This window comes from Cellulomonas humilata, from assembly GCF_013359775.1.
GTDB classification, from domain to species: domain Bacteria; phylum Actinomycetota; class Actinomycetes; order Actinomycetales; family Cellulomonadaceae; genus Cellulomonas; species Cellulomonas humilata.
Map to the genome: position 1 here is coordinate 423,844 of NZ_JABMCI010000070.1, position 26,350 is coordinate 450,193.

The following is a 26,350-nucleotide window of genomic DNA, read 5'->3' on the forward strand; positions in this document are numbered from 1 at the left end:
GCGGCGCGAGGGCCGTCGACCGTGGGACCGACCGCCGTGGGAAGTGGCATGGGAATCCGGTTGGTAGAGTCTTGACCAAATCTTCAGTGCATCGCGGGGGCGCTAGCCATGGCTTCCGGCGCATGCCCGTACCTGCGCCTCACACCGAGAACTCGACGACCGACCGACCACCCGCCCCTACAGGACGGAGCCGGACGTGCTGCTGCTGCTCGCCGTTCACCTGGCCGCAGCCGTCGTCGCGCCCGCTCTGCTGAACTGGATGGGCCGCAAGGCGTTCTGGGTCCTGGCGCTCGCACCGGCCAGCGCCGCCGTCTGGGCGCTGACGTGGACGTCGCAGGTGCAGGCCGGGAACGGGCCGGTCGAGCAGCTCGAGTGGATCCCTGTGCTCGGGCTCGAGCTCACGTTCCGGCTGGACACGCTGTCGTGGCTGATGACCCTGGTGGTCGGCGGCGTCGGCGCCCTGGTGCTCATCTACTGCGCCGCGTACTTCAAGTCGAGCGCATCCGGGCTCGGGCGGTTCGGTGGCGTGTTCGTCGCGTTCTCGGGCTCGATGCTCGGCCTGGTCGCGGCCGACGACCTGCTGCTGATGTTCGTGTTCTGGGAGCTGACGACGGTGACGTCGTACGTGCTCATCGGGCACTACGCCGAGCGCAAGGCGAGCCGGCGCGCGGCCATGCAGGCCATCGTCATCACCACGGCGGGCGGGCTCGCCATGCTGGTCGGCCTCGTGCTGCTGGGCGAGGCGGCGGGCACCTTCCGGCTGTCCGAGGTGATCGCCGACCCGCCGCAGGGCACCACCACGGTCACCGTCGCGATCGTCTGCCTGCTGGCTGGGGCGGTCACCAAGTCGGCGCTGATCCCGTTCCACTTCTGGCTGCCCGCGGCGATGGCGGCGCCGACCCCGGTCAGCGCCTACCTGCACGCCGCAGCCATGGTGAAGGCCGGTGTCTACCTGGTCGCGCGGTTCGCACCGGCCTACTCGACCACCCCGGTGTGGCAGTGGATCGTCATCTCGCTCGGCTGCGGGACCATGCTGCTCGGCGGGTACCGCGCGCTGCGCCAGCACGACCTCAAGCTCATCCTCGCGTTCGGCACCGTCAGCCAGCTCGGCCTGATCGTGCTTCTGGTGGGGCTGGGCACGCGGGCGACGGCGCTCGCGGGGCTGGCGATGCTCGGCGCACACGCGATGTTCAAGGCCGCGCTGTTCCTGGTCGTCGGTGTGGTCGACGCCGCCACCGGCACCCGTGACCTGCGGCGGCTGTCGGGGGTGGGTCGCGAGCTCAAGCTGACCGCGCTCGCCGGCGCGCTGGCCACGGCCTCGATGATCGGGCTGCCGCCGTTCGCGGGGTACGTGGCCAAGGAGGCAGGGCTCGAGGCGGTCGGGCACCTCGACGCGCCGGTCGGCACGATCGTGCTGGTCGCGGTCGCCGTCGGCTCGGCGCTGACGGTCGCGTACGGGCTGCGCCTGTGGTGGGGAGCCTTCTCGACCAAGCCCGCCGTGGTGCCCGAGGCCGTGGTCGAGTCCGCGGAGTCCACCGCTCCCGGGACGTCGATCCACGAGGCCGCGCACGACGAGGCGGAGCCGGCCCGCATCACCCACCCGTCGCTGCTGCTGGTGTGGCCGGCGATGATCCTCGCGGTCCTCGGCCTGGCCGTCGCCCTGCTGCCGCAGCTGGGCGAGCACCTGCTGGAGCCGTACGCCGCCACCTACCCGGAGGGCGAGCCCGGGCACCTGGTGCTCTGGGCGGGACTCACGCCGACGTTCGTGCTCACGCTCGCGATCCTGCTGGCCGGCGCCCTGCTGTTCCTGGTCCGGGACCGCGTGGAGCGGTGGCAGACCGCGGCGTACCACGGCCCCGAGGCCGACCGGGTGTACCGGCGGTTCATGCGGCGCCTGGACGACGTGGCGGCCGACGTCACCGCGGTCACCCAGCGCGGCTCGCTGCCGCTGTACCTCGGCCTGATCCTCATCGTGTTCGTCGTGGCGGTGGGCGGCACGGCCCTGGGCAGCACGGTGTTCCCGACGCAGTTCACGTTCTGGGACAACCCCGCACAGCTGGTGTTCGCGGCCGGCACCATCGTCTCCGCCCTGCTGGTCACCCGCGCACGGCGGCGGCTCAAGGCGGTGATCCTGCTGGGCATCGGCGGCTACTCGATGGCCGGTCTGTACCTGCTGCACGGCGCCCCGGACCTGGCCCTCACGCAGGTGCTCGTCGAGACCGTGACCCTGGTCGTGTTCGTGCTCGTCCTGCGCCGGCTCCCCCCGTACTTCTCCGACCGACCGCTCGCCGCCAGCCGGTGGGTGCGGCTGGGCCTCGGCGTCGCGGTGGGGCTGACCGTGGCGGGGATCGCGCTCGTCGCGCCCAGCGCCCGGATCCACCTGCCGGTGTCCACGGACTTCGCGCAGGAGGCGGTGACCTTCGGCGGGGGCAAGAACATCGTCAACGTCACGCTGGTCGACATCCGCGCCTGGGACACGATGGGCGAGATCTCGGTGCTCCTGGTGGCCGCGACCGGTGTCGCGTCGCTCGTCTTCCTCTCCCGCCGCGGCGGCGCCATCTACCGGGCCGACGAGGCCCGCGTGGACCGGGCGGTCTGGGGCGGGACGGCCGATCCCATGGCCGCGCTGCGCCGGCCCGGGGGCGACTCCGCCGCGGTCGACGCCGGCGGGATGGTGGCCGACCGCGACGAGTCCGCGGTGCCGTCGAGCGCGTCCCGCGGCCGCGAGTGGCTCCAGGCCGGCCGGACGCTGGCGCCGCAGCGGCGGTCGGTGATCTTCGAGGTCGTCGTCCGCCTGCTCTTCCACACGATGATCGTCTACTCCGTGTACCTGCTGTTCAGCGGCCACAACGCCCCGGGCGGCGGGTTCGCGGCGGGGCTGGTCACGGGCATCGCGCTCATCGTGCGGTACCTGGCGGGCGGTCGGTACGAGCTGGGCGAGGCGGCACCGGTGCAGCCGGGCCTCCTGCTCGGGCTCGGGCTGTTCCTGTCGGCAGGCGTCGGGCTGCTCGCGCTGCTGGCCGGGGGCGAGGTGCTCCAGTCGTGGATCTTCGACATCCACCTGCCCGTGATCGGCGACCTGCACCTGGTCACGTCGCTCTTCTTCGACATCGGGGTGTACCTGGTGGTCGTCGGCCTGGTGCTCGACATCCTGCGCAGCCTCGGTGCGGAGATCGACCGGCGCGCGGAGACGGGCGAGGACCCGGTCGGGGGCGACGCGGCGGGCGGCGACGTCGACGGCGACGTGCCTGCCCAGGTGGCCGCCGGTGCCAAGCCCGCCGGCTGGGACGGGGGCGTGCCGTGATCGACATGAGCCCGAACATCGTCCTCGTCGTCACCATCGGCGTGCTCTTCGCCGCGGGCGTCTACCTGCTGCTGGAGCGGAGCCTGTCGCGCGTGCTCATCGGCGTCATCCTCATCGGCAACGGCGCCAACCTGCTGTTCCTGGTGGCGGGCGGCGCGGCCGGGCGCCCCCCGATCGTGGGCGCGACGCCCGAGGGGCAGATGAGCGACCCGCTGCCGCAGGCGATGGTGCTCACGGCCATCGTCATCACGCTCGGCATGACCGCGTTCCTGCTGGCCATGGCCTATCGCTCGTGGCAGCTGCACCGGCACGACGAGGTGCAGGACGACGTCGAGGACCGCAACATCGCCCGCCTGGCCGCCGCGAACGAGCGCGCGACCACGGACGCGGACACGGAGGTCGCCGCGGAGACGCTCGACGAGGAGGCCGCCGAGGCGCGCGACGAGACCGACGAGGGCGCACCCGCCCGCGTGCTGGAGGGGGAGCGATGAGCGACCTCTCCTGGATCGTCCCGCTGCCCGTCGTCATCCCGCTGTCCGCGGCCGGGCTCGCGCTCGCGCTCTACCGCCGGCCGAACGTGCAGCGGCTCGTGTCCGTGACGGCGCTGAGCCTCGTGCTCGCGGTCAGCGTGACGCTCCTCGTCCTCGCCGACGACGGCCCCCTGGTGGTCGACGTCGGCGGGTGGGCCGCTCCCGTGGGCATCGACCTGGTGGCCGACCGGCTGTCCGCGCTCATGCTCACCATCTCCAGCGCAGTCACCCTCTGCGTGCTCCTGTACTCCCTCGCACAGGGTGGCGAGGACGACGAGGAGTCCGCGCCCGTCTCCATCTACCACCCGACGTACCTGGTGCTGACGGCAGGCGTCGCCAACGCGTTCCTGTCCGGCGACCTGTTCAACCTCTACGTCGGCTTCGAGATCCTGCTGGCGGCCAGCTACGTGCTCATCACGCTCGGCGGCACCGGCGAGCGCATCCGGGCGGGGACCATCTACATCGTCGTCGCGCTGCTGAGCTCGGTGCTGTTCCTCGTGGCGATCGCGATGATCTACGCCGCCACCGGCACGGTGAACCTGGCGCAGCTGGCGCTCCGGCTGCCCGAGATCGACCCCGGGGTCCGGCTCGTGCTCCAGGTGCTGCTCCTGCTGGCGTTCGCCATCAAGGCGGCGATCTTCCCGCTGTCCGCGTGGCTGCCCGACTCCTACCCGACCGCCCCCGCACCGGTCACGGCGGTGTTCGCGGGCCTGCTGACCAAGGTCGGCGTGTACGCGATCATCCGCGCGCAGACCCTGCTGTTCCCCGACGGCCGGCTGGACGACGCCCTGCTGTGGGCCGCGCTGGCGACGATGGTGATCGGGATCCTCGGCGCGGTCGCGCAGGACGACATCAAGCGACTCCTGTCGTTCACGCTGGTCAGCCACATCGGCTTCATGGTGTTCGGCATCGCGCTGGCCACCGACCTGGGGTACACCGCCGCCATCTACTACGTCGCGCACCACATCACCGTGCAGACCGCGCTGTTCCTGGTGGTGGGCCTGGTGGAACGCGCGGGCGGGTCCACGTCCCTGACCAAGCTGGGCGGACTGGCCAAGCTGACACCGGTGCTGGCGATCCTGTTCTTCGTGCCCGCCATGAACCTGGCCGGCATCCCGCCGCTGTCCGGGTTCCTGGGCAAGGTGGGTCTGCTCGAGGCCGGTGTACAAGTGGGTACTCCGCTGGCGTACGTCCTCGTGGTCGGCAGCGTGGTGACCTCCCTGCTCACGCTCTACGCGCTGGTGAAGGCGTGGAACAAGGCGTTCTGGCAGACGCCCTCGGAGCCGCGCCCGCCGGTCCGGCTGCCGTTCGGCATGGTGGCGCCCACGGCGGCGCTCGTCGCGGTCGGGCTGCTTCTCACGGTCGCGGCCGGACCGTTGTACGCCTACACCGAGCGTGCCGCGGTGGACCTGGCGGAGCGCAGCCCGTACGTCGACGCCGTGCTGCCCGACGGTGAGCGGGGCCAGGGCGTGTCGGACGACGTGGCGGAGGACGAGGGATGAGCCTGCACCCGCGCCGGCGCCGCTGGCACACCCAGTGGGCCACGGTCGTCTGGCTGACGGTGGTCTGGGTGTTCCTGTGGGGCGACCTCACGATCGGCAACATCCTCGCCGGGCTGCTCATCGCGCTGGCGGTCACGGCCGGACTGCGGATGGCGCCCATCGACTTCCACGGGCGGTTCCGGCCGGTCGGCGTCCTGCGGCTCGTCGCGCGCTTCGCGGCGGACCTGGTGCGGGCGTCGTTCGAGGTCAGCCTCATCGCCCTCCGCCCGCGCTACGTGCCCCGCGGCGCGGTGATCGGCGTGCAGCTGCGCAGCCACTCGGACCTGTACCTGACCCTGACCGCGGAGCTGGCGTCACTGGTGCCGGGCTCCCTGGTGGTCGAGGCGCACCGCCTGACCGGGATGCTCTACCTGCACGTGCTCGACGTGCGGCAGAGCGGCGGCATCGAGGCCGCGCGGCAGTCGGTGCTGGACCAGGAGGAGCGGGTCATGCGGGCGTTCGCGTCCGACGAGGAGCTCGACGCCGCCGGGCTGGGGGTGCGCGCGTGACCGCCGTCGTCGTGGTCTGCGGGGTGCTGCTCACCATCGGCGCGTTCCTGGCCGTGATCCGGGCCGAGAAGGGTCCGTCGATGCTCGACCGGACGATCGCGCTGGACATCGTCGTCACCACGATGATCGCCGCGGTGGCCCTGTACGCGGCCGTCAACCGGCGCGCCGACGTGGTGCCGATCCTCGTGGTCCTGTCGCTGGTCGGGTTCGTGGGGTCGGTGACCATCGCGCGGTTCGCGTCCGTCGAGCCCGAGGGCGAGGGGCGTGTGCGGACGCGCGAGGAGATCGCGGCGCAGGAGGCCGAGCGCATCGACAACGAGGACGTCGCCGAGGAGAGCCGCCGCTCGGGGCGTCGCACGGAGACCGACGAGCACCACGGCGGCGGCGCCGAGGGGGAGGTCCGATCGTGACCACCGACCAGTGGACGACGGTCGCCGACGTGGCCTCCGCGGTGTGCCTGCTGGGCGGCGCGTTCCTCGCGTTCGCGGCGGGCGTCGGCGTCCTGCGGTTCCCCGACCTGCTGGCCCGCATGCACGCGGGAACCAAGCCGCAGGTGCTCGGCCTGATCCTGGTGCTCATCGGCCTCGCGCTGCGGCTGCGGTCCGGCGGCGCGGTGTGGGCGCTGGTCCTGGTGGCCGTGTTCCAGATGCTCACCGCGCCCGTGGCGGCGCACATGGTGGGCCGGGCGGGCTACCGGACCGGCAAGGTGCGCAGCGACCTGCTGGTGGTCGACGAGCTGACCAGCGACCAGGAGCGCGCGCGGGTGCGCGACCATGGTCGCGCGGAGGACGACGACCCCCGAGACTGAGGCTCAGGAGGCACGCATGACCCGACGGGACGTGGTGGTGGTCGGCTCGGGGCCCAACGGCCTCGCCGCGGCGGTCACCCTGGCGCGCGCCGGGCTGGGCGTGCTGGTCCTGGAGGCCGAGCCGACCGTGGGCGGGGGCGCGCGGACGCTGGACCTCGGTCTGGCCGACGGGATCACCCACGACGTCTGCTCGGCCGTGCACCCGATGGCGTGGGCGTCGCCGTTCTTCCAGGAGTTCGACCTGGCCGCGCGCGGGGTCGAGCTGCTGGTGCCCGAGGTGTCGTACGCGCAGCCGCTGCCGGGTGGGCGCGCGGGGATCGCCTTCCGGGACCTGGAGCGCACGGTCGAGGCGCTCGGCGTGGACGGCCCCACGTGGCGGTCGCTGGTCGGGGGGGCCGCGGACCCCGCGGTGCGCGTGGCGCTCGGGGACAAGCGGTCGATCCCGGTGGTCGACCCGCGCGCCGCGCTGCGCTTCGGGCTCGGGGTGCTCGAGCAGGGCACGCGGGCGTGGGACCGGCGGTTCGTCGACGAGGTCGCCCCCGCGCTGCTCACCGGCGTCGCGGCGCACGCGATCTCCCCGCTGCCGTCGTTCGCGGCCGCCGGTACGGCGCTCCTGCTGGCCACACTCGCGCACGCCGAGGGCGGCTGGCCGATCCCGCGGGGTGGGTCGGGTGCGCTCGTCGCGGCGCTGCGCGCGGACCTCGAGGCCCACGACGGCCTCATCCGCACCGACCACCGCGTGCGCCGGTTCGCCGACCTGCCGCCCGCGCACTGCTACGTCTTCGACACCACCCCCCGCACGCTGGTCGAGGTGCTCGGCGACAAGCTGCCCCCGCGGGCGCGCACCGCCCTGGACGCGTTCCGGTACGGCGACGCCGCCGCGAAGGTCGACTTCGTGCTCGACGGTCCGGTGCCGTGGACGGTGCGGGAGGTCGGGCTCGCGGGGACCGTGCACGTCGGGGGCACCCGCGCGGAGATGGCCCGGGCGGAGGGTGACGTGGCGCGCGGCGAGCATGCCGGCCTGCCGATGACGCTGGTCAGCGACCCGACCGTGGTGGACGGCACGCGGCTGGTGGACGGTCGGCGGCCGCTGTGGACCTACGCGCACGTCCCGGCCGGCTCGGACGTGGACGTCACCGAGGCGGTCACCCGGCACATCGAGCGGTACGCACCCGGGTTCCGCGACGTCGTCGTCACGTCCCGGTGCACCCAGGCGTCACGGATGAGCGAGCACAACCAGAACTACGTCGACGGCGACATCTCCGCGGGGGCCGCCAGCATCGGCCAGCTGTTCGCGCGGCCGACCCGGCGGTGGGACCCGTACTCCTCCGGCCGCGACGGGGTCTACCTGTGCTCGGCGTCGACCCCGCCCGGACCCGGCGTGCACGGGCTCGGCGGCTGGTACGCCGCGAAGCGGGTGCTGCGGGAGTTCGGGATCACCCGGCTGCCGAGCGTGGCGCCCGAGCTCAGTCGGTCGGGTTCAGGTTCGGCTTCGAGTCCACGCGCGCGGTGAACCGGGCGGTCCCGCGGGTGGCCAGCACCCGGGCCATCGCGACGAGGGCGCCGGTGAGCGCGGCAGCCGCGACGACCTCGGACAGCCCGGCATCGCCCTGGTCGTCGGCCTTCGGCGGCTTGTGACCGGTCTTGGCCTTCCACGCCTGCGCGAGCACCTGCTGGACCACGAAGGCGGCGGCCAGGGCCGCGCCGGTGCCGATGAGCTTGGCGACGAGGGACTGGGTCTGCTTGTCGTCCACGAGTGAGCCTCCGGGGTGGTCGATGGGTCTGGTGACGACCGTAGTCGGACGCGAGCGTCCGCGCTGCTCCACAGCGGCGTAGGATCTGCGGCGAACGACAGGGGAGCGTCGGACCCAACGGTCTGGACGCTGAGAGTGCGGAGAACCGCAGACCCTCGAACCTGATCCGGTTGATACCGGCGTAGGGAGTCGGGCTTCTCAGTCCTCGTGATCGGCCACCCGGCTGAGCGCGACGACCCCCTCCTTTTGCTATCGAGGAGGAGCATCACCCATGGCGAGGATCCACTCGCTCCGTGTCGTCGGCACCGCAGCCGTCGTGGCTGCCCTGGCCGGCTGCTCGGCCATCGGTTCCGACGAGCCGAGCGCCAGCGCGTCCAGCGACACGGTCACCCTGGTCACGCACGACTCGTTCGCGCTCTCCGAGGGCATCCTCGCGGACTTCGAGGAGCAGACCGGGCTGACCGTCGAGGTCGTCCAGCCGGGCGACGGCGGCACGCTGGTCAACCAGCTGGTCCTCACCAAGGACGCGCCGCTGGGCGACGTGGTCTTCGGCATCGACAACACGTTCGCGTCCCGGGCGGTCGACGAGGGCGTCGTCGCGCCGACGACCACCGAGGCCGAAGGCGTGTTCGAGGGCGCGCTCGTGCCCATCGACTACGGCGACGTCTGCATCAACGTGGACCACACCTGGTTCGCCGCGCACGGCCTGGCCGAGCCGGTGACGCTCGAGGACCTGACCGAGCCGGAGTACAAGGACCTGCTCGTGGTGCCCAACGCGGTGACCTCGTCGCCGGGGCTGTCGTTCCTGCTGGCGACCGTCGGCGCGTTCGGCGAGGACGGGTGGCAGGACTACTGGTCCGCGCTCAAGGCCAACGGTCTGAAGGTGGCCGACGGCTGGTCCGACGCCTACTACACGGACTTCTCCGGCGGGGGCGCCGACGGCCCGCGCCCGATCGTCCTGTCCTACGCGTCGTCGCCGCCGTACACCGTGCCGGAGGGCGGCACCGCGCCGACCACCGGCGCGCTCCTGGACACCTGCTTCCGGCAGACCGAGTACGCGGGCGTGCTGACCGGTGCGGCCAACCCGACGGGCGCGCAGCAGCTGCTCGACTTCCTGCGCACCGACGAGGTCCAGAACGACATCCCGGTGTCCATGTACATGTACCCGTCGAGCCCGACGGCCACGCTCCCAGCGGAGTGGGCGGCGTTCGCCCCGCTGGCCACCGACCCGTTCGAGGTCGACCCCGCGGACATCACCGAGAACCGCGAGGCGTGGCTGACCGAGTGGTCGGACACGGTGATCGGCTGACCCTGATGACCGTCACGCTCGACCGTCCCGACGCCGCCCCGTCCGCGGGTGCGTCGGGACGGTCGCGCGTCGTCGCGTTCTGGGTGGTGGCGGTCGCGGTGCCGCTGGTGTTCCTCGGGCTGTTCTTCGCGTGGCCCGTGGTCGAGATGATCGCGAAGGGGTTCGTCGTCGACGGGCACCTGGATCTCGGCGGCTTCGCGGACGTGTTCTCGCGCCCGCGCACCTGGCGGATCATCGGGCTGACACTGGCGCAGGCTTCCTTGGGGACTCTGCTGTCGGTCGCGCTCGGGGTGCCCGGGGCCTACGTGCTCTACCGGCACACGTTCCGCGGCCGCACCCTGCTGCGGGCGTTCGTGACCGTGCCGTTCGTCCTGCCGACCGTCGTGGTCGGCGTCGCGTTCCGGTCGCTGCTGGTCAGCGGCGGGCCGCTCGGGTTCCTGCAGCTGGACGGCACGTTCGCCGCCATCGTCGCGGCCCTCGTGTTCTTCAACTACGCGGTGGTCGTGCGTGCGGTCGGCGGGCTCTGGGAGCGGCTGGACCCCCGGGCGGAGCAGGCGGCGCGCGCGCTGGGTGCCTCGCCGTGGCGGGCGTTCCGGACAGTGACGCTCCCCGCGCTGACCCCCGCGATCGCGTCCGCGGCCTCCCTGACCTTCCTCTACTGCGCGACCGCGTTCGGCACCGTCCTGGTGCTCGGCGGGCTCCAGTTCGGCACCATCGAGACCGAGATCTGGGTGCAGACGACGCAGTTCCTCGACCTGCGCGCGGCCGCCGTGCTCTCGGTCGTGCAGCTGGTGGTGGTGGCCGGGGCCCTGGCGGTCGCCGCGCGCGCCCGCTCCACGCGCGAGCGCGCACTGGCGCTCACCCTCCCGGACGCGTCGGTGCGACCGCTGCGGCTGCGTCGGCCCGCGGGCATGCCGGCCGGCGACGGTCACGCACTGACCCTCGTCGCCACGACCGTCACGGCGGTCGTCGTCCTGCTGCTCGCCCTCCCGCTGGTCAACCTCGTGGTCCGGTCGCTGCGCACCGACGCCGGGTGGGGGCTGGACCACTACACCGCGCTCGGCACCACCGGCGGCGCGCTGACGGTGACCGTCTGGCAGGCCACGCTCAACTCGCTGCGGGTCGCGCTCGACGCCACCGTGATCGCCCTCGTGGTCGGCGGGCTGGTGGCGCTCGTGGTGTCCCGGCGGCCGCGCCGCGCGATCGGTCGGCGCGCGGTCGTCGGCCTGGACGCGCTGTTCATGCTCCCGCTCGGGGTGTCCGCGGTGACCGTCGGGTTCGGGTTCCTGCTGTCCATGCACCACCCGTTCGGGCTGCCCGTGGACCTGCGGACCAGCCCCGTGCTGGTGCCGATCGCGCAGGCGGTCGTCGCCGTGCCCCTCGTCGTGCGGACGGTCCTGCCCGTCCTGCGGGCCATCGACCCCCGGCTGCGCGAGGCGGCCGCCACCCTGGGCGCCGCGCCCGGCCGGGTGCTGCGGACGGTGGACCTGTCGATCGCCACCCGGTCCCTCGGCCTCGCGGTCGGGTTCGCGTTCGCCGCGTCGCTGGGGGAGTTCGGTGCCACGTCCTTCCTCGCGCGCCCGGACCGGCCGACGCTGCCGGTGGTGATCTTCCGGCTGATCGGGCGGCCGGGTCCGGAGTCCTACGGCATGGCGCTCGCCGCGTCCGTCGTGCTCGCGCTGCTCACGGCGGGGATCGTGGCGCTCTGCGAACGGCTGCGCGCCCCCGGCGCGGGAGGTGAGTGGTGAGGAGCGGTCTGTCCTTGCGGGACGTCGTCGTCCGGTACGGCTCGGTCGCCGCGGTGGACGGGGTGTCCCTCGACGTCCCGACCGGGTCCGTCGTCGCGCTGCTCGGGCCGTCCGGCTGCGGGAAGTCGTCGCTGTTGCGCGCGGTCGCCGGGCTCGAACCGGTGGAGGGCACCGTCGCGTGGGACGGCATCTCGGTGGCCGGGGTGCCCGTGCACCGGCGCGGGTTCGGGCTGATGTTCCAGGACGGGCAGCTCTTCGCGCACCGGTCGGTCGGGGGGAACGTCTCCTACGGCCTGCCGGCCCGGTCCGCCGTGCGCGTGGCGGAGCTGCTGGAGCTCGTCGGTCTCGCCGGCTACGAGTCGCGCGCGGTCGCGACCCTGTCGGGCGGGGAACGTCAGCGCGTCGCCCTCGCCCGTGCCCTTGCGCCCGCCCCGCGGCTGCTGCTGCTCGACGAGCCGCTCTCCGCCCTCGACCGAGCCCTGCGCGAGCGCCTCGCCGTCGACCTGCGCGCGGCCCTCGTCGCCACCGGCACCACCGCCGTGTTCGTCACGCACGACCAGGACGAGGCCTTCGCGGTCGCCGACCGGGTGGCCGTCATGGCGTCCGGGAAGCTGCTCCAGGTCGACGCACCCGCGGACCTCTGGAGCCGGCCGGCCTCGCGCGAGGTGGCGTCGTTCCTCGGCTACGAGGCGTTCGTCCCGCTCGACAGCCCCGCCGCTGCGCCGCTGCGTGAGGCCATCGGCGCGCGGCCGTCGCCAGCGACCCTCGCGCTCGCCGAGGGGGCGTTCGTGGTCGGCCGGTCCGGCGTCGCCAAGGGCACGGTGCGCGGCGTCTCGTCGCGGCGCGGCCGGTCGGAGGTCCGGGTGGACGTCGACGGCATCGGGGTCGTGACCGCACTCGGGCCGGTGGGCGGTCGGTGGGCCGCGGGGGACGTGGTGGAGCTCGCGGTGGACCCCGACGCGCTGGCAGTCCTCGACGACTGATCGCGGTTGTGGTCGCGTCGGGCTACGGTCGGAGTGTCCGAGTGTTGGCGAGCACCGAGGTGATGGCGATGACGCTGGAGCTCCGTGAGGTCGTGTCGGTGGACATCCCCGTGTCGCTGGGGACGGTCTGGTCCTACCTGCGCGATCCCGCGCTGGTGCGCCGCTGGTACGGGTGGGACCACCCCGGGCTCGACGCCGAGATCCGGCAGGTGTTCGTCGACGGTGCCGTCGAGTCGCAGGACGTCGTCGGCGACGAGACCATCCACTCCCTGTCCCTGCCGCACCACGACAAGCTCACGCTGCGCTCAGCCGTGCACGAGCCCCACCTCACCCACCTGACCGTCACCCGACGCAGCCACCAGGGGCTGGCCCTCTTCGACGGGGTGCGCGACGAGATCGACGAGGGCTGGATCGCGTACGCCCACCAGCTCCAGTTCGCGCTCAGCATCCACCCCGACCAGGACCGGCGAACGCTGAGCGTCTTCGGGCTCACCGCCGGCCCACGGGGGGACCGCCTGCTCGACCGGGCCGGCCTGATGGGGATCCACGGGGTGCCCGTCGGCGGGCACGTGCAGGCACGTCGCCCGGACGGGACCCTGCTGGGCGGCACCCTGATCTACCGGACGCCGCTCCAGCTCGGCCTGCGGCTGCACGGGATCACCGAGTCGTTCCTGGTGGTCATGGAGACGCCCGCGGGGATCGCCCCGCCCTACGGCACCGTCGACGCCATCCTGTCCACCTACGGGCTCGACGACGCGACCATCGCCGAGATCGAGCACCGCTGGTCCGGCTGGTGGCAGCAGTCCGTGCCGCGCTCGCGGGCCGGCACGGCCCACGTCAGCTCAGCTTGAGCTGCCACTCCCCGGAGCCGCCGGCGGGCCGGAACCCGAGCGCCACGTTGATGCCGAGCATGTAGGAGTTCTCCTCGGCGTTCCACGTGCCCACGCGCCGGACGGTCGGCCGCTCCGCCGCGAGCCGCTGCAGGTTGGCCGCCTTGATGAGCATGCCGAGTCGCTTCCCACGGTGCTCCTTCAGCACGAGGGTGTCGTCCTGGTGCACGAACTCGTCGCTGTTGGGGACCGCCATGAAGCAGGTGAACGCCGCGAGCGTGTGCGTCGGGATGTGCTCGGCGGCGAGCACCAGCAGCTCCAGCTCGCGCTCCTGGTACTGCTTCTCCAGGGTGCGGACCCGCTCCGCGTCCCAGACGTCCTCCTCGAGGTCGATCCCTCCCAGCGGCGCGTCCGTGCTCATCCGGGTGTTCAGCAGCGCGTACGACTCGATCCACTCCTCCGGCACGTGGCTCTGCCACGTCACCAGGCGGTAGTCCGGGCCGGCGTGCGCCTCCGCCTCCGCGCGCTGCTTCGCCATGAGCTCCGGGTCGAAGGGCAGGTCGAACACCGAGTACCGCTCGACCTGCTCGAGGGCGAAACCGCGCTTGCTCAGGAACCGGGGGCCGTCGGCGTCGATCGCCACCCGGCCCACTCCGGTCGTCGCCGCGAGCGTGCCAGGACCCTCGGGCGGCTCGACCTGCTGGTCGCTGGAGGCGGTGACCTGCGTGCGGCCGGCGTCGCGGACCAGTGCGAGGGCCGCGTCGAACAGCGACGACCCGATGCCCTGCCGGCGGTGGTCCGGGCGGACGCCGACCTCCACGTGTCCCGTGTGGGTGTTGTCCTGCTGCGGGAGGTTGATCATCGCGTAGCCCAGGACGCGGTCCGGGTCCGGGGCATCATGCGCGTCGTCGGCCACCGCGACCAGGCGCGGCTTCCGGTCGTACTTCTGGTCGTGCATCGACCCGAGGATCTCGGTCGCGGTGCGCTCGAAGTCGCGGTTCCCCCACGCGTGCAGGAGGCCGTCGTTCATCGCCCCCGTGTAGCCGTGCAGCAGCCACGCCTCGGGCGCGTCCGCCGTCTCGGACACCGGTACCTCTCGGATCGACCACGTCGTCATGTCGTCCACGATCCGCCCGTCGGCACCGTGCTGGCGAGACCTTTTCCGTGACGTCGCTACGCTCGCCGGATGGTGTGGTGGGAGATCGTCGGCTGGATCGGCTCGTTGCTGGTCATCATCTCGCTCACGCAGGCCAGGGTGCTGCGCTTCCGCGTGATCAACCTCGTGGGGGCCGTGATCGCCACGGCGTACAACGTGGTGATCGAGATCTGGCCGTTCGCCGTGATGAACGGGGTCATCGCGATCATCGACGTCTACTGGCTGGTCCGGCTGCAGCGCGAGCGCCACGACGCCCAGGTGTACGGGGTCCTCGAGGTGCCCTCCGACGACGCCGTGCTGCAGCACCTGCTGGAGTCGCACGCCCCGGACATCGCCCGGTTCCACCCGGGGTTCAGTGCCGCCGACCCAGCGCCGTCGGCGTCGTTCGTCGTGGTCCGCGGCGACGAGCTGGTCGGTGCGGTCGTGGTCCGGTCCGCCGGCGACGGGGTGGGCCGCGTGGACCTGGACTACGTGACGCCGCGCTACCGGGACTTCACGCCCGGGGAGTTCGTGTACCGGGACAGCGGGGTGTTCGCCTCGCACGGGTTCCGCCGGCTGGTGGTGGGCGGCTCGCCCGCGACCGAGGCGACGGCGTACCTGGAGCGGGTGGGCTTCCGGCCGACCGCCGACGGCTGGGAGCGCGAGGTCCCGACGGCTGCGTGACGGCCTCCGCGCGCGCCTCGTCATGTCGTTGCGCCGCAGGTTCCGTGTGTCCGCTAGCATGAGTTCGGTAGTCCGAACTTTCTGAGGTGGAGCATGGTCAGCAGCGCGACGGACGACGCCGTCCAGGTCGGGACGCCACGGCGTCGTCGTGCCCCGCTGCTGCTCGGACCGGCGTTCGTCGCCGCCATCGCGTACGTCGACCCGGGCAACGTCGCCGCCAACCTCACCGCCGGCGCCCGGTACGGCTACCTGCTCCTGTGGGTGCTCGTCGCGGCGAACGCGATGGCCGTGCTGGTCCAGTACCAGTCCGCCAAGCTCGGGCTCGTCACCGGCGACTCGCTGCCGGGGGTGCTCGGGCAGCGGATGCGGCGGGGGCCGCGGCTGGCGTTCTGGGCGCAGGCCGAGGTGGTCGCGGCGGCCACCGACATCGCCGAGGTGGTCGGCGGCGCGATCGCCCTGAACCTGCTGTTCGGCGTCCCGCTGCCGCTCGGCGGGCTGATCGTCGGCGTCGTGTCCATGCTGCTGCTGGCCACGCAGAACCGGTACGGGCAGCGGCGGTTCGAGTACGTCATCGTCGCCCTGCTCGCCATCATCAGCATCGGGTTCCTGGCCGGGTTGTTCGTCTCGCCCCCGTCCGCGAGAGGCATCCTCTCCGGTCTGGTGCCCCGGTTCGACGGCACCGACTCGGTCCTGCTCGCCGCCTCGATGCTGGGCGCGACCGTCATGCCGCACGCGATCTACGTGCACTCGGCCCTGGTCCGCGACCGGCACGGCCGCGCCTCCGGGTCCGCCCTGCACGGGCTGCTGCGCTCGACCCGGTGGGACGTCGGCGCGGCGCTGGTGGTCGCCGGGATCGTGAACATCGGGCTCCTGCTGCTGGCCGCGTCCGGGCTGCGCGGCGTCCCCGGCACCGACTCGATCCCCGGCGCCTACGACGCCATCGTCGCCGCGCTGGGCATCGGCATCGGCATCGCGTTCGCCATCGGCCTGCTGGCGTCGGGCCTGGCCTCCACCTCGGTCGGCGCGTACGCGGGCGCGACGATCATGGAGGGCCTGATCCACCGCCGCATCCCCCTGCTGGTCCGCCGCGTGGTCACCCTGATCCCCGCGATCGTGCTCCTGGCGATCGGCGCCGACGCCACCTGGACCCTGGTCCTGTCGCAGGTGGTGCTCAGCTTCGGCATCCCGTTCGCGGTCATCCCCCTGGTCGCCCTGACCCGCTCCCGCACCGTCATGGGCGACCACCGCAACGGCCCGTGGCTCCACGCGACCCTGGTCCTGGTGGTGGCGCTGGTGGTCGCCCTGAACGTGACGCTGCTGGCCCTCCTCCTACTGGGCTGACGGCGGGGGCCGGGCCGTGAGTTCGTGAGTCTCAGTCGAGTTCGTGAGCTGCACCTACCGAACTCGGCTGGAACTCACGAACTCAACTCTGGTCGTCGCCGCAGCGTCGCGGCCAGGCGAGACGGGATCAGGGGGAGCAGCCGACGGAGCAGCAGCGTGCCGCGGAGGTCCTCCTTCGTCACGCGGAGAGCTCGCCACCCGGTCTCGACGAGTGCGTCGTGCCGTCGCTTCTCCCGCATGAACACCTCCGTGGAGCTGTCCGCGTACTTCGAACGACCGTCGTACTCCAGCAGCAGCTTCCACTCGGGCCAGCCGAGATCTGCCCAGAACGTGCCGAGGCGCGTGGCGACGGGGATCTGGGTCGTCGGGACGGGGAGGCCGTCCCGCAGGACGATGAAGCGCGTCGCGGACTCGCCAGGTGACTCGGCGCCGTCGTCGGCGAACCCGACGACAGCGCGCGCCCTAACGATGCCGCGGTCGCCCCGCCGCGCGGCGAGCAGCTCGGTCAGGCGCGTGGCGTCGGCGCCGCAGCGGAGCGCGGAGTCGGCGATGACCAGTCCGTGCAGCGGAGCGAGGCTGGCTGCGCAGTCGACCACCGTCCGCTCGAGGGTGGTGGCGGGCAGCCCTCGGCGCATCGTCAGCTCGTCGTCGGACGTCCTGGTGAAGTGCCGGGTCACCGAAGGGTCACCTGCTGAGCTCGTCCTGTACTCCTGGATCACGTGCGTGGTGCGAGGAGCGACCCACTGGTCCAAGCCCCAGAGCAGGGCCGCCGACTCGTGGCTGAACCAGTGCGGGACCTGGAGTCGCCGATGGAGACCGATGATCCGGCCGAGAGCCACATCGGCGAGACGATCGGGCCCGGGTGCACCGGCGAGGTAGGTGCCTCGGCTGATCCGCTCCCACTCGCCGGAGCGATGTCGCTGTCGGACGACGGCGGGGTCGTTGTTCCTGGCGAGGCGCACCGCCGGAACCTTGAGGCTGTCGGGCGTGGAGCGGTCATCGGCTCGTCGAGGCATCCCGCCAGGCTGGCCGCGCGGGGGACGGTGCCGGCACGGGATGCCGCGACCAGTGGACGGCCCACCCGGCGAGCGTCGGTGTGGGCGGATCGGCGAGTTCGTGAGTTGCAGTCGAGTTCGGCTGGTGTGGCTCACGAAGTCGACGGGAACTCACGAAGTCAGCGGCGGCCCAGGGACGTCAGGCGGGACTGGAGGTAGGTGCGCTCTGTCGGGTTGGTGACCAGGGACAGGGCTGCGCGGTACGCGTCGGCGGCTGCCTCTCGGTGGCCTGCCCGGGCGAGGAGCTCCGCGCGGACCGCGGGGACTCGGTGGTGGCGGGGGAGGGCGTCGTCGAGGCCCTCCAGCAGCTGCAGACCTGCCTCCGGGCCTGACGCCTCCGACACCGCCACCGCGCGGGCCAGGCGGACGACCGGCGAGCCGGTGAGGGCCTCGAGCTGGGCGTAGAGGTTGGCGATGACGGGCCAGCGGGTGTCTGCGGAGGTGGGTGCGGTCGCGTGCTCGGCGGCGATGAGGGCCTGGAGGCGGTACTCGGTCGCGAGACGGGTCTGGTGGCCCGGGGCGGGCGCGTCGGCCAGCGGCGACGCAGGCTCGCGAGCCGCTGGGTCCGCGCCACGACCCGACGGCGCCGAGCTATCCGCGGAGTCGGTGGGGTCCGCGGTCGCGGTTGCACCCGCAGGCGCTGAGCGACCCGCAGGGGCGGCGGCGTCGGAAGCGGGAGCGGTCCAGCCGGCCCCACGGGCGGCCAGCGACTCCAGCAGCGCGACGCCCTCGGCGATCTCGTCGCGGTGCCAGCGGGAGCGGTCCTGGTCGGGGAGCAGGACCAGCGCCCCCGCGGTGTCCAGGCGGGTGTCGCGGCGGGAGTGCTGGAGGAGCAGCAGCGCCAGCAGGGCGCGGACGACGGCGCGTCCGGGGAGCAGGCCGTCGAGCACGCGCAGCAGCCGGATGGCCTCGTCGCCGAGGTCGACGCGCAGCGGGACCGCGCCCTCGCCGGGGTGGTACCCGGACGTGAAGGCCAGGTAGACGACGGTCGCGACGACGTCCAGGCGCTCGTCCAGCCGGGCTGCAGCGGGAGTCGCGAAGGGGATGCCGGAGGACGCCAGCCGCTTCTTCGCGCGGGTCAGCCGCGCGGCCATGGTGGACTCCTGGACGAGCAGGAGCCGGCCGATCTCGGTGGTGGTGAGGCCGACGACGAACCGCAGGGTCAGGGCGACGCGGTCGTCGGGCGCGATCGCGGGGTGGCAGCAGGCGAAGATCAGCCGGAGCTGCTCGTCGGCCACGTGGGCGCCGGGGTCGACGGCTGCTGCGGCGGCGGCACGCATCTCGTCGTCGACCACCATCAACGGCTCCTTCCGTCGCTGCACCGCCTCCGAGCGCAGGCGGTCGAGGACTCGGCGGCGCGCGGCCGTGAGCAGCCACGCGCCGGTGTTCGTCGGGACCCCGTCCACCGGCCAGTGCCGCGCGGCCGACTCGAACGCGTCGGAGACGGCGTCCTCCGCCAGGTCGGGGCGCGCGAACTGGCCGATGAGGAGGCCGATCAGCCGGGACCAGTGGTCGCGCCAGGCGTCGGCGAGGGCGGAGTCGGCAGGGGTCACCAAGCGGGTCGCACCTCGAACGTGCCGGTCGGGGGGAGGGACTCCAGCACCACGTCCAGGTCGGGTGCGTCGAGCACCTGGATGCCCGTCAGCGCCGACGTCGGGCCCTCGAACGCGCCGTCCCGCAGGGTGCGGTCCTGCACCGAGGTCGCCGTGTCCACGGAGCCCAGTGTGAGGCCGCCGGCGGGCAGCAGGGCGTCGTCGAACGCCAGGACGACGAACCTCACGACGCCGGCGCCGAGACCGCGTCGATCCCGTCCACGGGGACACCGTCGACGAACCGCACGGTCGGTCGGATCTCGACGGACTCCCCGTTGAGCACCAGCGCGCTGACGGCCTCGGTGAGCGCTCCCAGCGAGGTGCGGGCGACCAGGTAGAACCCCGCCACCTGCTCCGCGGTCTCGGCGTAGGGGCCGTCGGTGACGACCACCCCGGCGCGGCCGTCGGACCGCAGCGACCGACCCCGGGAGGCCGCTCCGAGGGCGCGCGTCGTGACGATCTCCCAGCCCTGCTCTGCGCAGTGCTGCTGGAAGCCGAGGTGGGCCGCCCACGCACGTGCGCGCTCCTCGTCGGTCAGCTGCGCGTCGTGCGCGTCGTCGCGGTGGAGCACCACGGTGAACTCGGCCATGTCGTCTCCTAGGAGGTGGGAGGACGCCCGGTGCGTCCCGCTGCCCCGATGACGAGCGGGTCGCACCGGGATCGACACACTCACATCTGCGCGATCTCGCGGACCTCGATCGTGTACTCGGGCAGCAGCATCGCGTGCCGCAGCACGGCGTCCCGGTCGGGCGCGGTGACCAGGTAGAAGCCACCGAGCTGCTCGACGGTCTCGGCGAAAGGGCCCTCGGTGATCTCCGCGTCGTCGCCGGACCGCCGCAGGGTGACGGCCGTGGTCACCGACTGGAGCGCCTCGCTGGCCAGGAACGTCACGCCGAAGTCGGCGGCCTGGTCGTCGTAGTCGCCGTGCTGCCGGTAGTACTCGGCCTTGGTCGCCTCGTCGGCCGCGTCCCAGTCGCCCTCGGTGGCGTACATGAGGAGGACGAACGTCTTGGCGCTCATGCGTCGTGCACCACGACGGGCCGCAGCTCGATGCCGCCGCCGTCGGTGAGAAGCAGCTCTCCGGTCAGCCGGGCGAGGCCCTGCACGTCGTCGGTCTCGATGACGTAGTAGCCGCCGAGGTGCTCGGCCAGCTCCACGTACGGGCCGTCGGTGATGGCCAGGGTGGCGCCGTCGGCGCGCACCGTGACTGCGTTCTTGGAGAAGCCCAGCTCCTCGCCGCCGAGGATCTTGTAGCCGCGCTCGTCGCACGCGTCGGAGTACGCCTGGTGCTCGTTCATGATGCGCTCTTGGGTCTCGGGCGACGCGCCTTCCCAGAAGTCCTCGTCGCCCCAGAGCAGCACTATCCACCGGTTGGTCATGTCGTCATCTCCCTCATGCGTCCACTGTGCCGGTCGGGGTGATGACGCGCGAGGGTTCCGGAAATCGACACCCCTTGACAGGCAAGTGACTGCTTGCCTATACAAGAGGCGTGGCAGCCGACATCTACAAGGCCCTTGCGGACGCCACGCGCCGCGCGATCCTCGACGAGCTCCAGGAGCGCGACGGGCAGTCCCTGTTCGAGCTGTGCACCCGGCTGACCATGCGGCACGGGCTCGGGTCCACGCGCCAGGCCGTCTCGCAGCACCTCGACGTGCTCCAGGAGGCCGGGCTCGTCACGGTCCGCCGCGAGGGCCGCTACAAGTTCCACCACCTCGACACCGGGCCCCTGCGTGAGATCACCGCGCGCTGGCCCGCCCCCGACCAAGGAGAGTCCTGATGATCCACCTCACCGTGACCAGCGTGTTCGTCGACGACCAGAGCAAGGCGCTGGACTTCTACACCGGCTTGCTCGGCTTCGTGCCCAAGAACGACATCCCGCTCGGCGGCGACGACCGCTGGCTGACCGTCGTGTCGCCGGCGGCCCCGGACGGCGTGGAGCTGCTCCTGGAGCCGAGCAGCCACCCGGCGGTCGGCCCGTACAAGGCGGCGCTGGTCGAGGACGGGATCCCGGCCGCGTCGTTCGGGGTCGACGACCTCGCCGCCGAGTACGAGCGGCTCACGGCACTCGGTGTGCGGTTCGTGCAGCCGCCGACGGACATGGGGCCGGTGATCGTCGCGACCCTCGACGACACCTGCGGGAACCTGATCCAGCTCGCGCAGCACCAGGGGTGAGCCGCAGGGTCCGCGCGAGGGGTGGTCGCAGCCGTCACAGGCCCTCCGGAGGAGCGATCGACTCCCGGATCTCCGCCACCTCGCCGGTCCCGCGGATCAGCTCGCCGACGAGGGCGGCCAGCCCGTCCACGTCATCGGTCGCGATCCGGTAGAAGCCCGCGAGGACCTCGGTGAGCTCGGCGAACGGCCCGTCCGTCACCGAGATCCGGCCGTCTCGGAGGCGCACCACCCGCGACACGGAGTGGTGGAGCTCGGCGCTGTCGTGGATGACGTGCCCGCCGTCGGCGCAGGCGCGTCCGAACTCCTCGTGCACCCGGTGGCCCGGGAGGCGGTCGGGGGCCCCGTCGCCGTGCCAGACCGTCTGGTCGCCGTACAGCGCCACGATGTACTCGGTGGTCGTCATGGCCGTCCTCTCGTGCTGGTCGTCGGTTCGTCGTGGCATGACGCACGTCGCAGATCCCGATCGACAGAGTCGCACGGCGGTGATTCGGTGGACCGATGAGGACTGCGGACGACGTGGTGATCGTCCCGCGGCGCCGGTCTGGCGGCGAAGGCCGACGTGTGGATCGAGGAGTTCCGCCTCAACGTGCTGACCACGGTGCTGCTGGGTGAGGCCCTGCTGCCGGCCATGCCGCGGCCGGGTGGGCGGATCGTCGCGATGAGCTCCGTGGCCGCTCTGCGGGGCGCCGGCTCGTACGGCGCCGCCAAGGCCGCGATCAACTCGTGGGTCACCGGGACCGCCGCCGCGGTGGCCGCTGACGGGATCGCGGTGAACGCCGTCGCGCCGGGGTTCGTGCCCGACACCGAGTTCTGGGCGGGCAGGCTCGACGACGCCGAGTTCCAGCGGCGCCTGGCGCGGGTGCCGATGGGCCGGCCGGGGACGGTGGAGGAGATCGCCGCGGCGGTCGCCTACCTGGCATCGCCGGACGCGGGGTGGACCACCGGCCAGGTGCTCGGGGTGCACGGCGGGGCGGTCCTCGCTCGGCTCTGAGAGCGAGGTATCGCTAGGGGTTGTCAAAGATCTATCGACGATATATCTTTGAGTCACCCGGTCGAGATCGCGAGACCTCCCGGATCCGCGACAGGGCCGCACCGGCCCGGCGGACCACAGCCTCGAGGAGACACTCCCATGCGACACCCTCACTCTCACCCCGACGGCCGCTTCGCCGGCCCCTCGTTCGACACCTCCGACCCGACCGCGCAGCGCGGCCGCAACCGTCGCCGACGCGGCGACTTCCCCGAGGCCCCCTACGAGGAGGGCTTCGACCCCCGGCGCGGCGGACCCCGCGGCGCCTTCCCGCACGAGCACCACGAGCACCGCGGTCGCGGGTTCGGCGGTCCCGGCTTCGGCCCCGGCGGACCGCGCAGCTTCGGCGGTCCCGGTGGCCGCGGCCCCGGCCGTCGCGCCGGTCGGGGTGACATCCGCGCCGCGATCCTGCTGCTCCTCGCCGAGGAGCCGATGCACGGCTACCAGCTGATCCAGCAGATCGGCGAGCGGTCGGGTGGCACGTGGCGACCCAGCCCGGGCGCCATCTACCCGGCGCTCAACCTGCTCGAGGACGAGGGCCTGGTGGCGATCACGGCCGAGTCCGGCCGCAAGATGGCCACCCTCACCGAGGCCGGTGGCACCTACGTCACCGAGAACGCCGAGCAGCTCGGCAGCCCGTGGGAGGACGCCGCGAACCGGCCCGCCTCCCCGGGTCGCGCGCTGCGCGGTGCCCTCGAGGCGCTCGGCGCGGCGGCCCACCAGGTCGCCCGCACCGGCACGGACCAGCAGGCGACCAAGGCGCTCGAGGTCCTCGACCGCGCGCGCCGGGACCTGTACCTGATCCTGGCCGGCGAGGCGACGCCGCAGGACTGACCCACCACTCCGAGGCACCCCGCAGCACCCGCTGCGGGGTGCCTCGGCGTGTCCGACGTCGACCTAGACGCCGTAGACCCAGTCGAGCACCGGGACGACCACGAGCATCCAGCCCACCGCGGCGAGCGTGACCGTCACGAACGGGTAGGCGTGGAACCAGGAGAACGCCTCGGGCCACCGTCGACGAGCGTCCTTGGGTCGGCCCATCACGAACCGCTCCTGCGTGACGGGGACGCCGAGCGGCTCCCAGAAGTCAGACGACGACTTCTGCGGGTGCGAGACCCGGAGGCGCACGCCTCCGGCGTGGTCGACGACGAGGGCGTAGCCGACCAGCGGTCCGGAGCTGCTGCTGCTCGCGTACTCGAGCCGCATCGTGGCGACCCGAGCGATCTCCGCGACAGCGAGCCGGCCCTCGCGCCCGCCCCGCGCTCGCCACGCGACGCCGTCGCGGGTGACCATGACGCGCTTGGCCGAGGCGCGAGCGGCTCGGGACGGTCGGATCGGGCGCGGCGGTCCCTCGGGCGGTTCGCCGACGAGCATCGACACCAGGACCGTCCGCACCAGGGCGAGGCCCGTCGGCCGCGGTCGGGGAGGCTCGTCGACCTGCCCGGGGGGCACCACAGGCCGGGGTGCCGCCAGGCTCACGCGGGCCTCGTCGAGGAACGCGTCGACCTCGGCGATGTCGTACCCCTCGCGCCACTGGGTCTGCGTGAGCCGGACCGAGCCGAGGTCGGCCACGTCGCCCCCGGTCCGCAGGGCATCGGCGACCCGGTCGAGCAGGTCGTCGACCTCGACCTGGTCGTACCCGGGGCGGAACTTCGTGGCGGCGAACCGCGCCTGCAGCACGTCGTCGGCGGAGAGCATGGCGACGATGATGACGCACGCCCGAGCCATCGACGGGGCTCGTTCACCTGAACGGCGGTGGGAGGATCGGGACCATGGCCGAGTCGACGACGCCCACCCCGCTGCCGCGCAGCATCGGCGCACCTGCCACCCGTGCGCTGGCGCTGGCGGGCATCACGACGCTCGACGACGTCCGTGGCGTGGACCTCGACGAGCTCCTGCGGCTGCACGGAGTCGGCCCGAAGGCGATCCTGGTCCTGCGCGAGACGCTGGCCGCGACCGACTGATCAGGGCTACAGCGGCATCGCGAACCGCGCGTGCACCCCCGGCGAGTACAGCACCGAGTCCGGCGGTCGCGACGCCACCCTGGGCAGACCGCCCGCGGCGACGAGCTCGTCGTCGAGCGAGACCAGGCTCGCCCGCCGCAACGGCCAGGGCTCGTGCTCGTTCGGCACGAACCGCGTCCGCCCGCGCAGGACGGTGTGCATGCCCCAGCGTGCGGTGAGGAAGTCGGCCATCGGGTCGTCGGCGACGACGTCCGACGACGGCCGCACGACGATCCGCGACGAGGGCCGGTCGCCGGTGAGCCGGGTCGACCGGTAGTCGAGGGCATCGTCGGATCGCCGGATCGACATCCGCGCCCACTGGTACGGCACGTTCATGACGGTCCGCGCGCCGAGCACGGTGACCGCCCGGGAGGCCTCCAGCGACCGGAACAGGACCCCGCGCCGGCCGTCGTCGTCGACCGTGTACAGCCGCACGTTGATCTCGGGGAAGTCGCCGATGTACGGCAGCGCAGGTCCGGGGACGAGCGTGAACCGCTCCATCCGGAACGCGATGAGCCCCACCCAGGAGCTGCCGTCGAACTCGTCGGGCCGGGTCCCCGCGGGAAGCAGCGGCGCGACGGTGTCGGACGGCACCCGCCAGTGCAGGAAGCTGACCCGTACCCAGTCCTGCGACAGGATCACCCGCCCACGCAGCGGGGGCGCGACGGCCTGGATGGGGTCCACCCGCCCACGGTAGGTGCCGCGCCGGAGTCAGGCGTGGTCAGCGGGCGTGCGGGACGGGGAGCGCAGCAGCGTGACGCCGAGGACCAGCAGGCCCAGGTACCAGACGGAGTAGATGGTCGAGCCGATCGCCCGTCAGGTCGTCGGCGCCCACGCCTGACCGCCCCGGCGCACGAGATCGGCAGTTTCCGACGAGATCGGCAGCTGCAACTCACGATCTCGTCGGAAACTGCCGCACTCGTCACCTGCGGCCGGGCGCGGCGCCGTACGTCAGCCGGCGGGGATCGTGGACGTGTCGATGACGAAGCGGTAGCGGACGTCGCTGTTCACGACGCGGTCGTAGGCCTTGTCGACGTCGTCGGCGGTGATGGTCTCGACGACCGAGCCGATCCCGTGCGCCGCGCAGAAGTCGAGCATCTCCTGGGTCTCGCGAATCCCGCCGATGTTGGACCCGGACAGGTTCCGACGGGCCGCGGTGAGCGAGAAGACGCGGAACGCCTGCTTGTTCTCGGGCAGCCCGACGAACACCAGCGACCCCTCGAACCGCAGCAGCGACAGGTACGCGTCGACGTCGATGTCCGCGCCGACCGTGCTGATGATCAGGTCGAACGAGCGGCGCAGGTCGCGGAACGTCTGCCGGTCGCTCGTCGCGTAGTAGTGGTCGGCGCCCAGGGCGAGCCCGTCCGCCTGCTTGGACAGCGACTGGCTGAGCACGGTGACCTCGGCGCCGAGCGCGTGCGCCAGCTGCACGCCCATGTGCCCGAGCCCGCCCATGCCGACGATCGCGACCTTCGTGCCGGGTCCGGCACCCCAGTGCTTCAGGGGCGAGTAGAGGGTGATGCCGGCGCAGAGCAGCGGGGCGGCGACGTCCAGGGAGATGCCCTCGGGGATGCGCAGGGCGTAGCTCTCGTCGACGACGATCTGCGTCGAGTAGCCGCCGTAGGTGGGGGTGCCGTCGTAGGCCTTGGAGTTGTAGGTGCCGACGTTGCCCTTCAGGCAGAACTGCTCCTCGCCCGCCAGGCACATCTCGCACTCGCGGCAGGAGTCGACGAAGCAGCCGACGCCCGCGCGGTCGCCGACCTGGTGCGTGGTGACGCCGGACCCGACCGCGGAGATCACGCCGGCGATCTCGTGCCCGGGGACCATCGGGAAGATCGCCCTGCCCCACTCCTCGCGCGCCTGGTGGATGTCGGAGTGGCAGATGCCCGCGTACGCGATGTCGATGAGGACGTCGTGCTCGCCCAGCTCACGGCGCTCGACGGTGCCGCGCTCGAACGGGGCGCCGGCGGAGGGGGTGAGCAGGGCGGGGACGGTCAGGGACACAGCGGGACTCCTCGGGATGGG

Annotated in this window: 30 protein-coding genes and 1 riboswitch; of the genes, 18 read left to right on the plus strand and 12 right to left on the minus strand. The window is 72.8% G+C overall.

All coding sequences use genetic code 11. The features are described 5' to 3' along the window. The first annotated feature begins 196 nt into the window (after positions 1-196). From HP550_RS19085 to HP550_RS19115, 7 genes are read left to right on the plus strand one after another with little or no spacing between them, the layout of a single operon-like run. Entirely contained in the window at positions 197-3,304 is a 3,108-nt protein-coding gene (locus tag HP550_RS19085) for a Na+/H+ antiporter subunit A (RefSeq protein WP_175349241.1), read from the plus strand. Between the two features lie 5 nt (positions 3,305-3,309). Then, entirely contained in the window at positions 3,310-3,795 is a 486-nt protein-coding gene (locus tag HP550_RS19090) for a Na(+)/H(+) antiporter subunit C (RefSeq protein WP_175349242.1), read from the plus strand. Continuing rightward, positions 3,792-5,336 (plus strand): Na+/H+ antiporter subunit D, encoded by a 1,545-nt coding sequence (locus HP550_RS19095; protein WP_175349243.1) that lies wholly within the window; start codon positions 3,792-3,794, stop codon positions 5,334-5,336. The genes HP550_RS19090 and HP550_RS19095 overlap by 4 nt, the downstream gene beginning before the upstream one ends. Further along, positions 5,333-5,884, plus strand: coding sequence for a Na+/H+ antiporter subunit E (locus HP550_RS19100; RefSeq protein WP_175349244.1), 552 nt, complete (start codon positions 5,333-5,335; stop codon positions 5,882-5,884). Before HP550_RS19095 ends, HP550_RS19100 begins: the two co-directional genes overlap by 4 nt. After that, positions 5,881-6,294: a monovalent cation/H+ antiporter complex subunit F gene (locus tag HP550_RS19105; protein ID WP_175349245.1), complete on the plus strand. Its 414-nt coding sequence runs from the start codon at positions 5,881-5,883 to the stop codon at positions 6,292-6,294. Before HP550_RS19100 ends, HP550_RS19105 begins: the two co-directional genes overlap by 4 nt. Beyond that, positions 6,291-6,692, plus strand: coding sequence for a monovalent cation/H(+) antiporter subunit G (mnhG, locus tag HP550_RS19110; RefSeq protein ID WP_175349246.1), 402 nt, complete (start codon positions 6,291-6,293; stop codon positions 6,690-6,692). The genes HP550_RS19105 and mnhG overlap by 4 nt, the downstream gene beginning before the upstream one ends. A 16-nt stretch (positions 6,693-6,708) precedes the next feature. Then, on the plus strand, positions 6,709-8,205 hold the full coding sequence (locus HP550_RS19115; protein WP_175349247.1) for a phytoene desaturase family protein: 1,497 nt from the start codon (positions 6,709-6,711) through the stop codon (positions 8,203-8,205). Here HP550_RS19115 and HP550_RS19120 read toward each other — a convergent pair. Next, positions 8,159-8,446 (minus strand): DUF4235 domain-containing protein, encoded by a 288-nt coding sequence (locus tag HP550_RS19120; RefSeq protein WP_175349248.1) that lies wholly within the window; start codon positions 8,444-8,446, stop codon positions 8,159-8,161. The two genes, HP550_RS19115 and HP550_RS19120, sit on opposite strands and share 47 nt — an antisense overlap. Positions 8,447-8,535: 89 nt before the next feature. Then, positions 8,536-8,651, plus strand: a riboswitch (TPP riboswitch). 66 nt (positions 8,652-8,717) lie between these two features. On the opposite strand from HP550_RS19120, the gene HP550_RS19125 reads away from it, so the two are divergent. The 4 genes from HP550_RS19125 (at position 8,718) to HP550_RS19140 (ending at position 13,337) form a co-directional block, all read left to right on the plus strand. Then, entirely contained in the window at positions 8,718-9,755 is a 1,038-nt protein-coding gene (locus tag HP550_RS19125) for a thiamine ABC transporter substrate-binding protein (RefSeq protein WP_175349249.1), read from the plus strand. 5 nt (positions 9,756-9,760) lie between these two features. Further along, a complete protein-coding gene (locus tag HP550_RS19130) occupies positions 9,761-11,503 on the plus strand; it encodes an ABC transporter permease (RefSeq protein WP_175349250.1) in 1,743 nt (580 codons plus the stop codon). Then, positions 11,500-12,486, plus strand: coding sequence for an ATP-binding cassette domain-containing protein (locus HP550_RS19135; RefSeq protein ID WP_175349251.1), 987 nt, complete (start codon positions 11,500-11,502; stop codon positions 12,484-12,486). Before HP550_RS19130 ends, HP550_RS19135 begins: the two co-directional genes overlap by 4 nt. Before the next feature lie 68 nt (positions 12,487-12,554). Continuing rightward, on the plus strand, positions 12,555-13,337 hold the full coding sequence (locus HP550_RS19140; RefSeq protein ID WP_175349252.1) for a hypothetical protein: 783 nt from the start codon (positions 12,555-12,557) through the stop codon (positions 13,335-13,337). On the opposite strand, the gene HP550_RS19145 is transcribed toward HP550_RS19140, so the two are convergent. Then, positions 13,324-14,433: a GNAT family N-acetyltransferase gene (locus tag HP550_RS19145; protein WP_175349253.1), complete on the minus strand. Its 1,110-nt coding sequence runs from the start codon at positions 14,431-14,433 to the stop codon at positions 13,324-13,326. The two genes, HP550_RS19140 and HP550_RS19145, sit on opposite strands and share 14 nt — an antisense overlap. Before the next feature lie 69 nt (positions 14,434-14,502). Between HP550_RS19145 and HP550_RS19150 the strand changes: the two genes are divergently transcribed. Next, entirely contained in the window at positions 14,503-15,135 is a 633-nt protein-coding gene (locus HP550_RS19150) for a YgjV family protein (RefSeq protein WP_175349254.1), read from the plus strand. Positions 15,136-15,228: 93 nt separating this feature from the next. Then, entirely contained in the window at positions 15,229-16,476 is a 1,248-nt protein-coding gene (locus HP550_RS19155; RefSeq protein ID WP_175349255.1) for an Nramp family divalent metal transporter, read from the plus strand. Positions 16,477-16,550: 74 nt separating this feature from the next. Here the strand turns inward: HP550_RS19155 and HP550_RS19160 are convergent, their stop codons facing one another. The 6 genes from HP550_RS19160 to HP550_RS19185 form a co-directional block, all read right to left on the minus strand. Beyond that, positions 16,551-17,492, minus strand: coding sequence for a hypothetical protein (locus HP550_RS19160; RefSeq protein ID WP_175349256.1), 942 nt, complete (start codon positions 17,490-17,492; stop codon positions 16,551-16,553). Positions 17,493-17,650: 158 nt separating this feature from the next. Further along, positions 17,651-19,084 (minus strand): RNA polymerase sigma factor, encoded by a 1,434-nt coding sequence (locus tag HP550_RS19165; protein WP_425484467.1) that lies wholly within the window; start codon positions 19,082-19,084, stop codon positions 17,651-17,653. Then, positions 19,081-19,311 (minus strand): YciI family protein, encoded by a 231-nt coding sequence (locus tag HP550_RS19170; RefSeq protein ID WP_175349258.1) that lies wholly within the window; start codon positions 19,309-19,311, stop codon positions 19,081-19,083. Before HP550_RS19170 ends, HP550_RS19165 begins: the two co-directional genes overlap by 4 nt. Next, entirely contained in the window at positions 19,308-19,712 is a 405-nt protein-coding gene (locus HP550_RS19175; RefSeq protein WP_175349259.1) for a YciI family protein, read from the minus strand. The genes HP550_RS19170 and HP550_RS19175 overlap by 4 nt, the downstream gene beginning before the upstream one ends. Positions 19,713-19,792: 80 nt before the next feature. Further along, the gene (locus tag HP550_RS19180) at positions 19,793-20,143 is read right to left on the minus strand and encodes a YciI family protein (RefSeq protein ID WP_175349260.1); all 351 of its coding nucleotides are present in this window, start codon (positions 20,141-20,143) and stop codon (positions 19,793-19,795) included. Then, on the minus strand, positions 20,140-20,502 hold the full coding sequence (locus HP550_RS19185) for a YciI family protein (protein ID WP_175349261.1): 363 nt from the start codon (positions 20,500-20,502) through the stop codon (positions 20,140-20,142). Before HP550_RS19185 ends, HP550_RS19180 begins: the two co-directional genes overlap by 4 nt. Positions 20,503-20,612: 110 nt before the next feature. Between HP550_RS19185 and HP550_RS19190 the strand changes: the two genes are divergently transcribed. Together HP550_RS19190 and HP550_RS19195 are read left to right on the plus strand one after the other, a co-directional pair. Next, a complete protein-coding gene (locus tag HP550_RS19190) occupies positions 20,613-20,900 on the plus strand; it encodes an ArsR/SmtB family transcription factor (protein WP_343048274.1) in 288 nt (95 codons plus the stop codon). Further along, positions 20,900-21,295: a VOC family protein gene (locus tag HP550_RS19195; RefSeq protein WP_210768272.1), complete on the plus strand. Its 396-nt coding sequence runs from the start codon at positions 20,900-20,902 to the stop codon at positions 21,293-21,295. Before HP550_RS19190 ends, HP550_RS19195 begins: the two co-directional genes overlap by 1 nt. 34 nt (positions 21,296-21,329) lie before the next feature. On the opposite strand, the gene HP550_RS19200 is transcribed toward HP550_RS19195, so the two are convergent. Continuing rightward, positions 21,330-21,698 (minus strand): YciI family protein, encoded by a 369-nt coding sequence (locus HP550_RS19200; protein ID WP_175349262.1) that lies wholly within the window; start codon positions 21,696-21,698, stop codon positions 21,330-21,332. A 138-nt stretch (positions 21,699-21,836) separates the two neighbouring features. Here HP550_RS19200 and HP550_RS19205 point away from each other — a divergent pair, with 138 nt between their 5' ends. After that, entirely contained in the window at positions 21,837-22,286 is a 450-nt protein-coding gene (locus HP550_RS19205; RefSeq protein ID WP_175349482.1) for an SDR family NAD(P)-dependent oxidoreductase, read from the plus strand. Between the two features lie 138 nt (positions 22,287-22,424). After that, on the plus strand, positions 22,425-23,156 hold the full coding sequence (locus HP550_RS19210; protein ID WP_175349263.1) for a PadR family transcriptional regulator: 732 nt from the start codon (positions 22,425-22,427) through the stop codon (positions 23,154-23,156). 63 nt (positions 23,157-23,219) lie between these two features. Here HP550_RS19210 and HP550_RS19215 read toward each other — a convergent pair whose 3' ends face one another. Beyond that, positions 23,220-24,050, minus strand: a complete 831-nt coding sequence (locus HP550_RS19215) for a DivIVA domain-containing protein (protein WP_175349264.1) — start codon at positions 24,048-24,050, stop codon at positions 23,220-23,222. A gap of 44 nt (positions 24,051-24,094) precedes the next feature. Here HP550_RS19215 and HP550_RS19220 point away from each other — a divergent pair, with 44 nt between their 5' ends. After that, positions 24,095-24,286 carry a helix-hairpin-helix domain-containing protein gene (locus tag HP550_RS19220; protein WP_175349265.1) on the plus strand — a complete coding sequence of 64 codons (192 nt, stop codon included), beginning with the start codon at positions 24,095-24,097 and terminating at the stop codon, positions 24,284-24,286. A 6-nt stretch (positions 24,287-24,292) separates the two neighbouring features. Here HP550_RS19220 and HP550_RS19225 read toward each other — a convergent pair whose 3' ends face one another. Continuing rightward, positions 24,293-25,009: a YqjF family protein gene (locus HP550_RS19225; RefSeq protein WP_343048276.1), complete on the minus strand. Its 717-nt coding sequence runs from the start codon at positions 25,007-25,009 to the stop codon at positions 24,293-24,295. A 267-nt stretch (positions 25,010-25,276) separates the two neighbouring features. After that, on the minus strand, positions 25,277-26,329 hold the full coding sequence (locus tag HP550_RS19230; protein ID WP_175349266.1) for an NAD(P)-dependent alcohol dehydrogenase: 1,053 nt from the start codon (positions 26,327-26,329) through the stop codon (positions 25,277-25,279). Positions 26,330-26,350 lie beyond the last annotated feature (21 nt).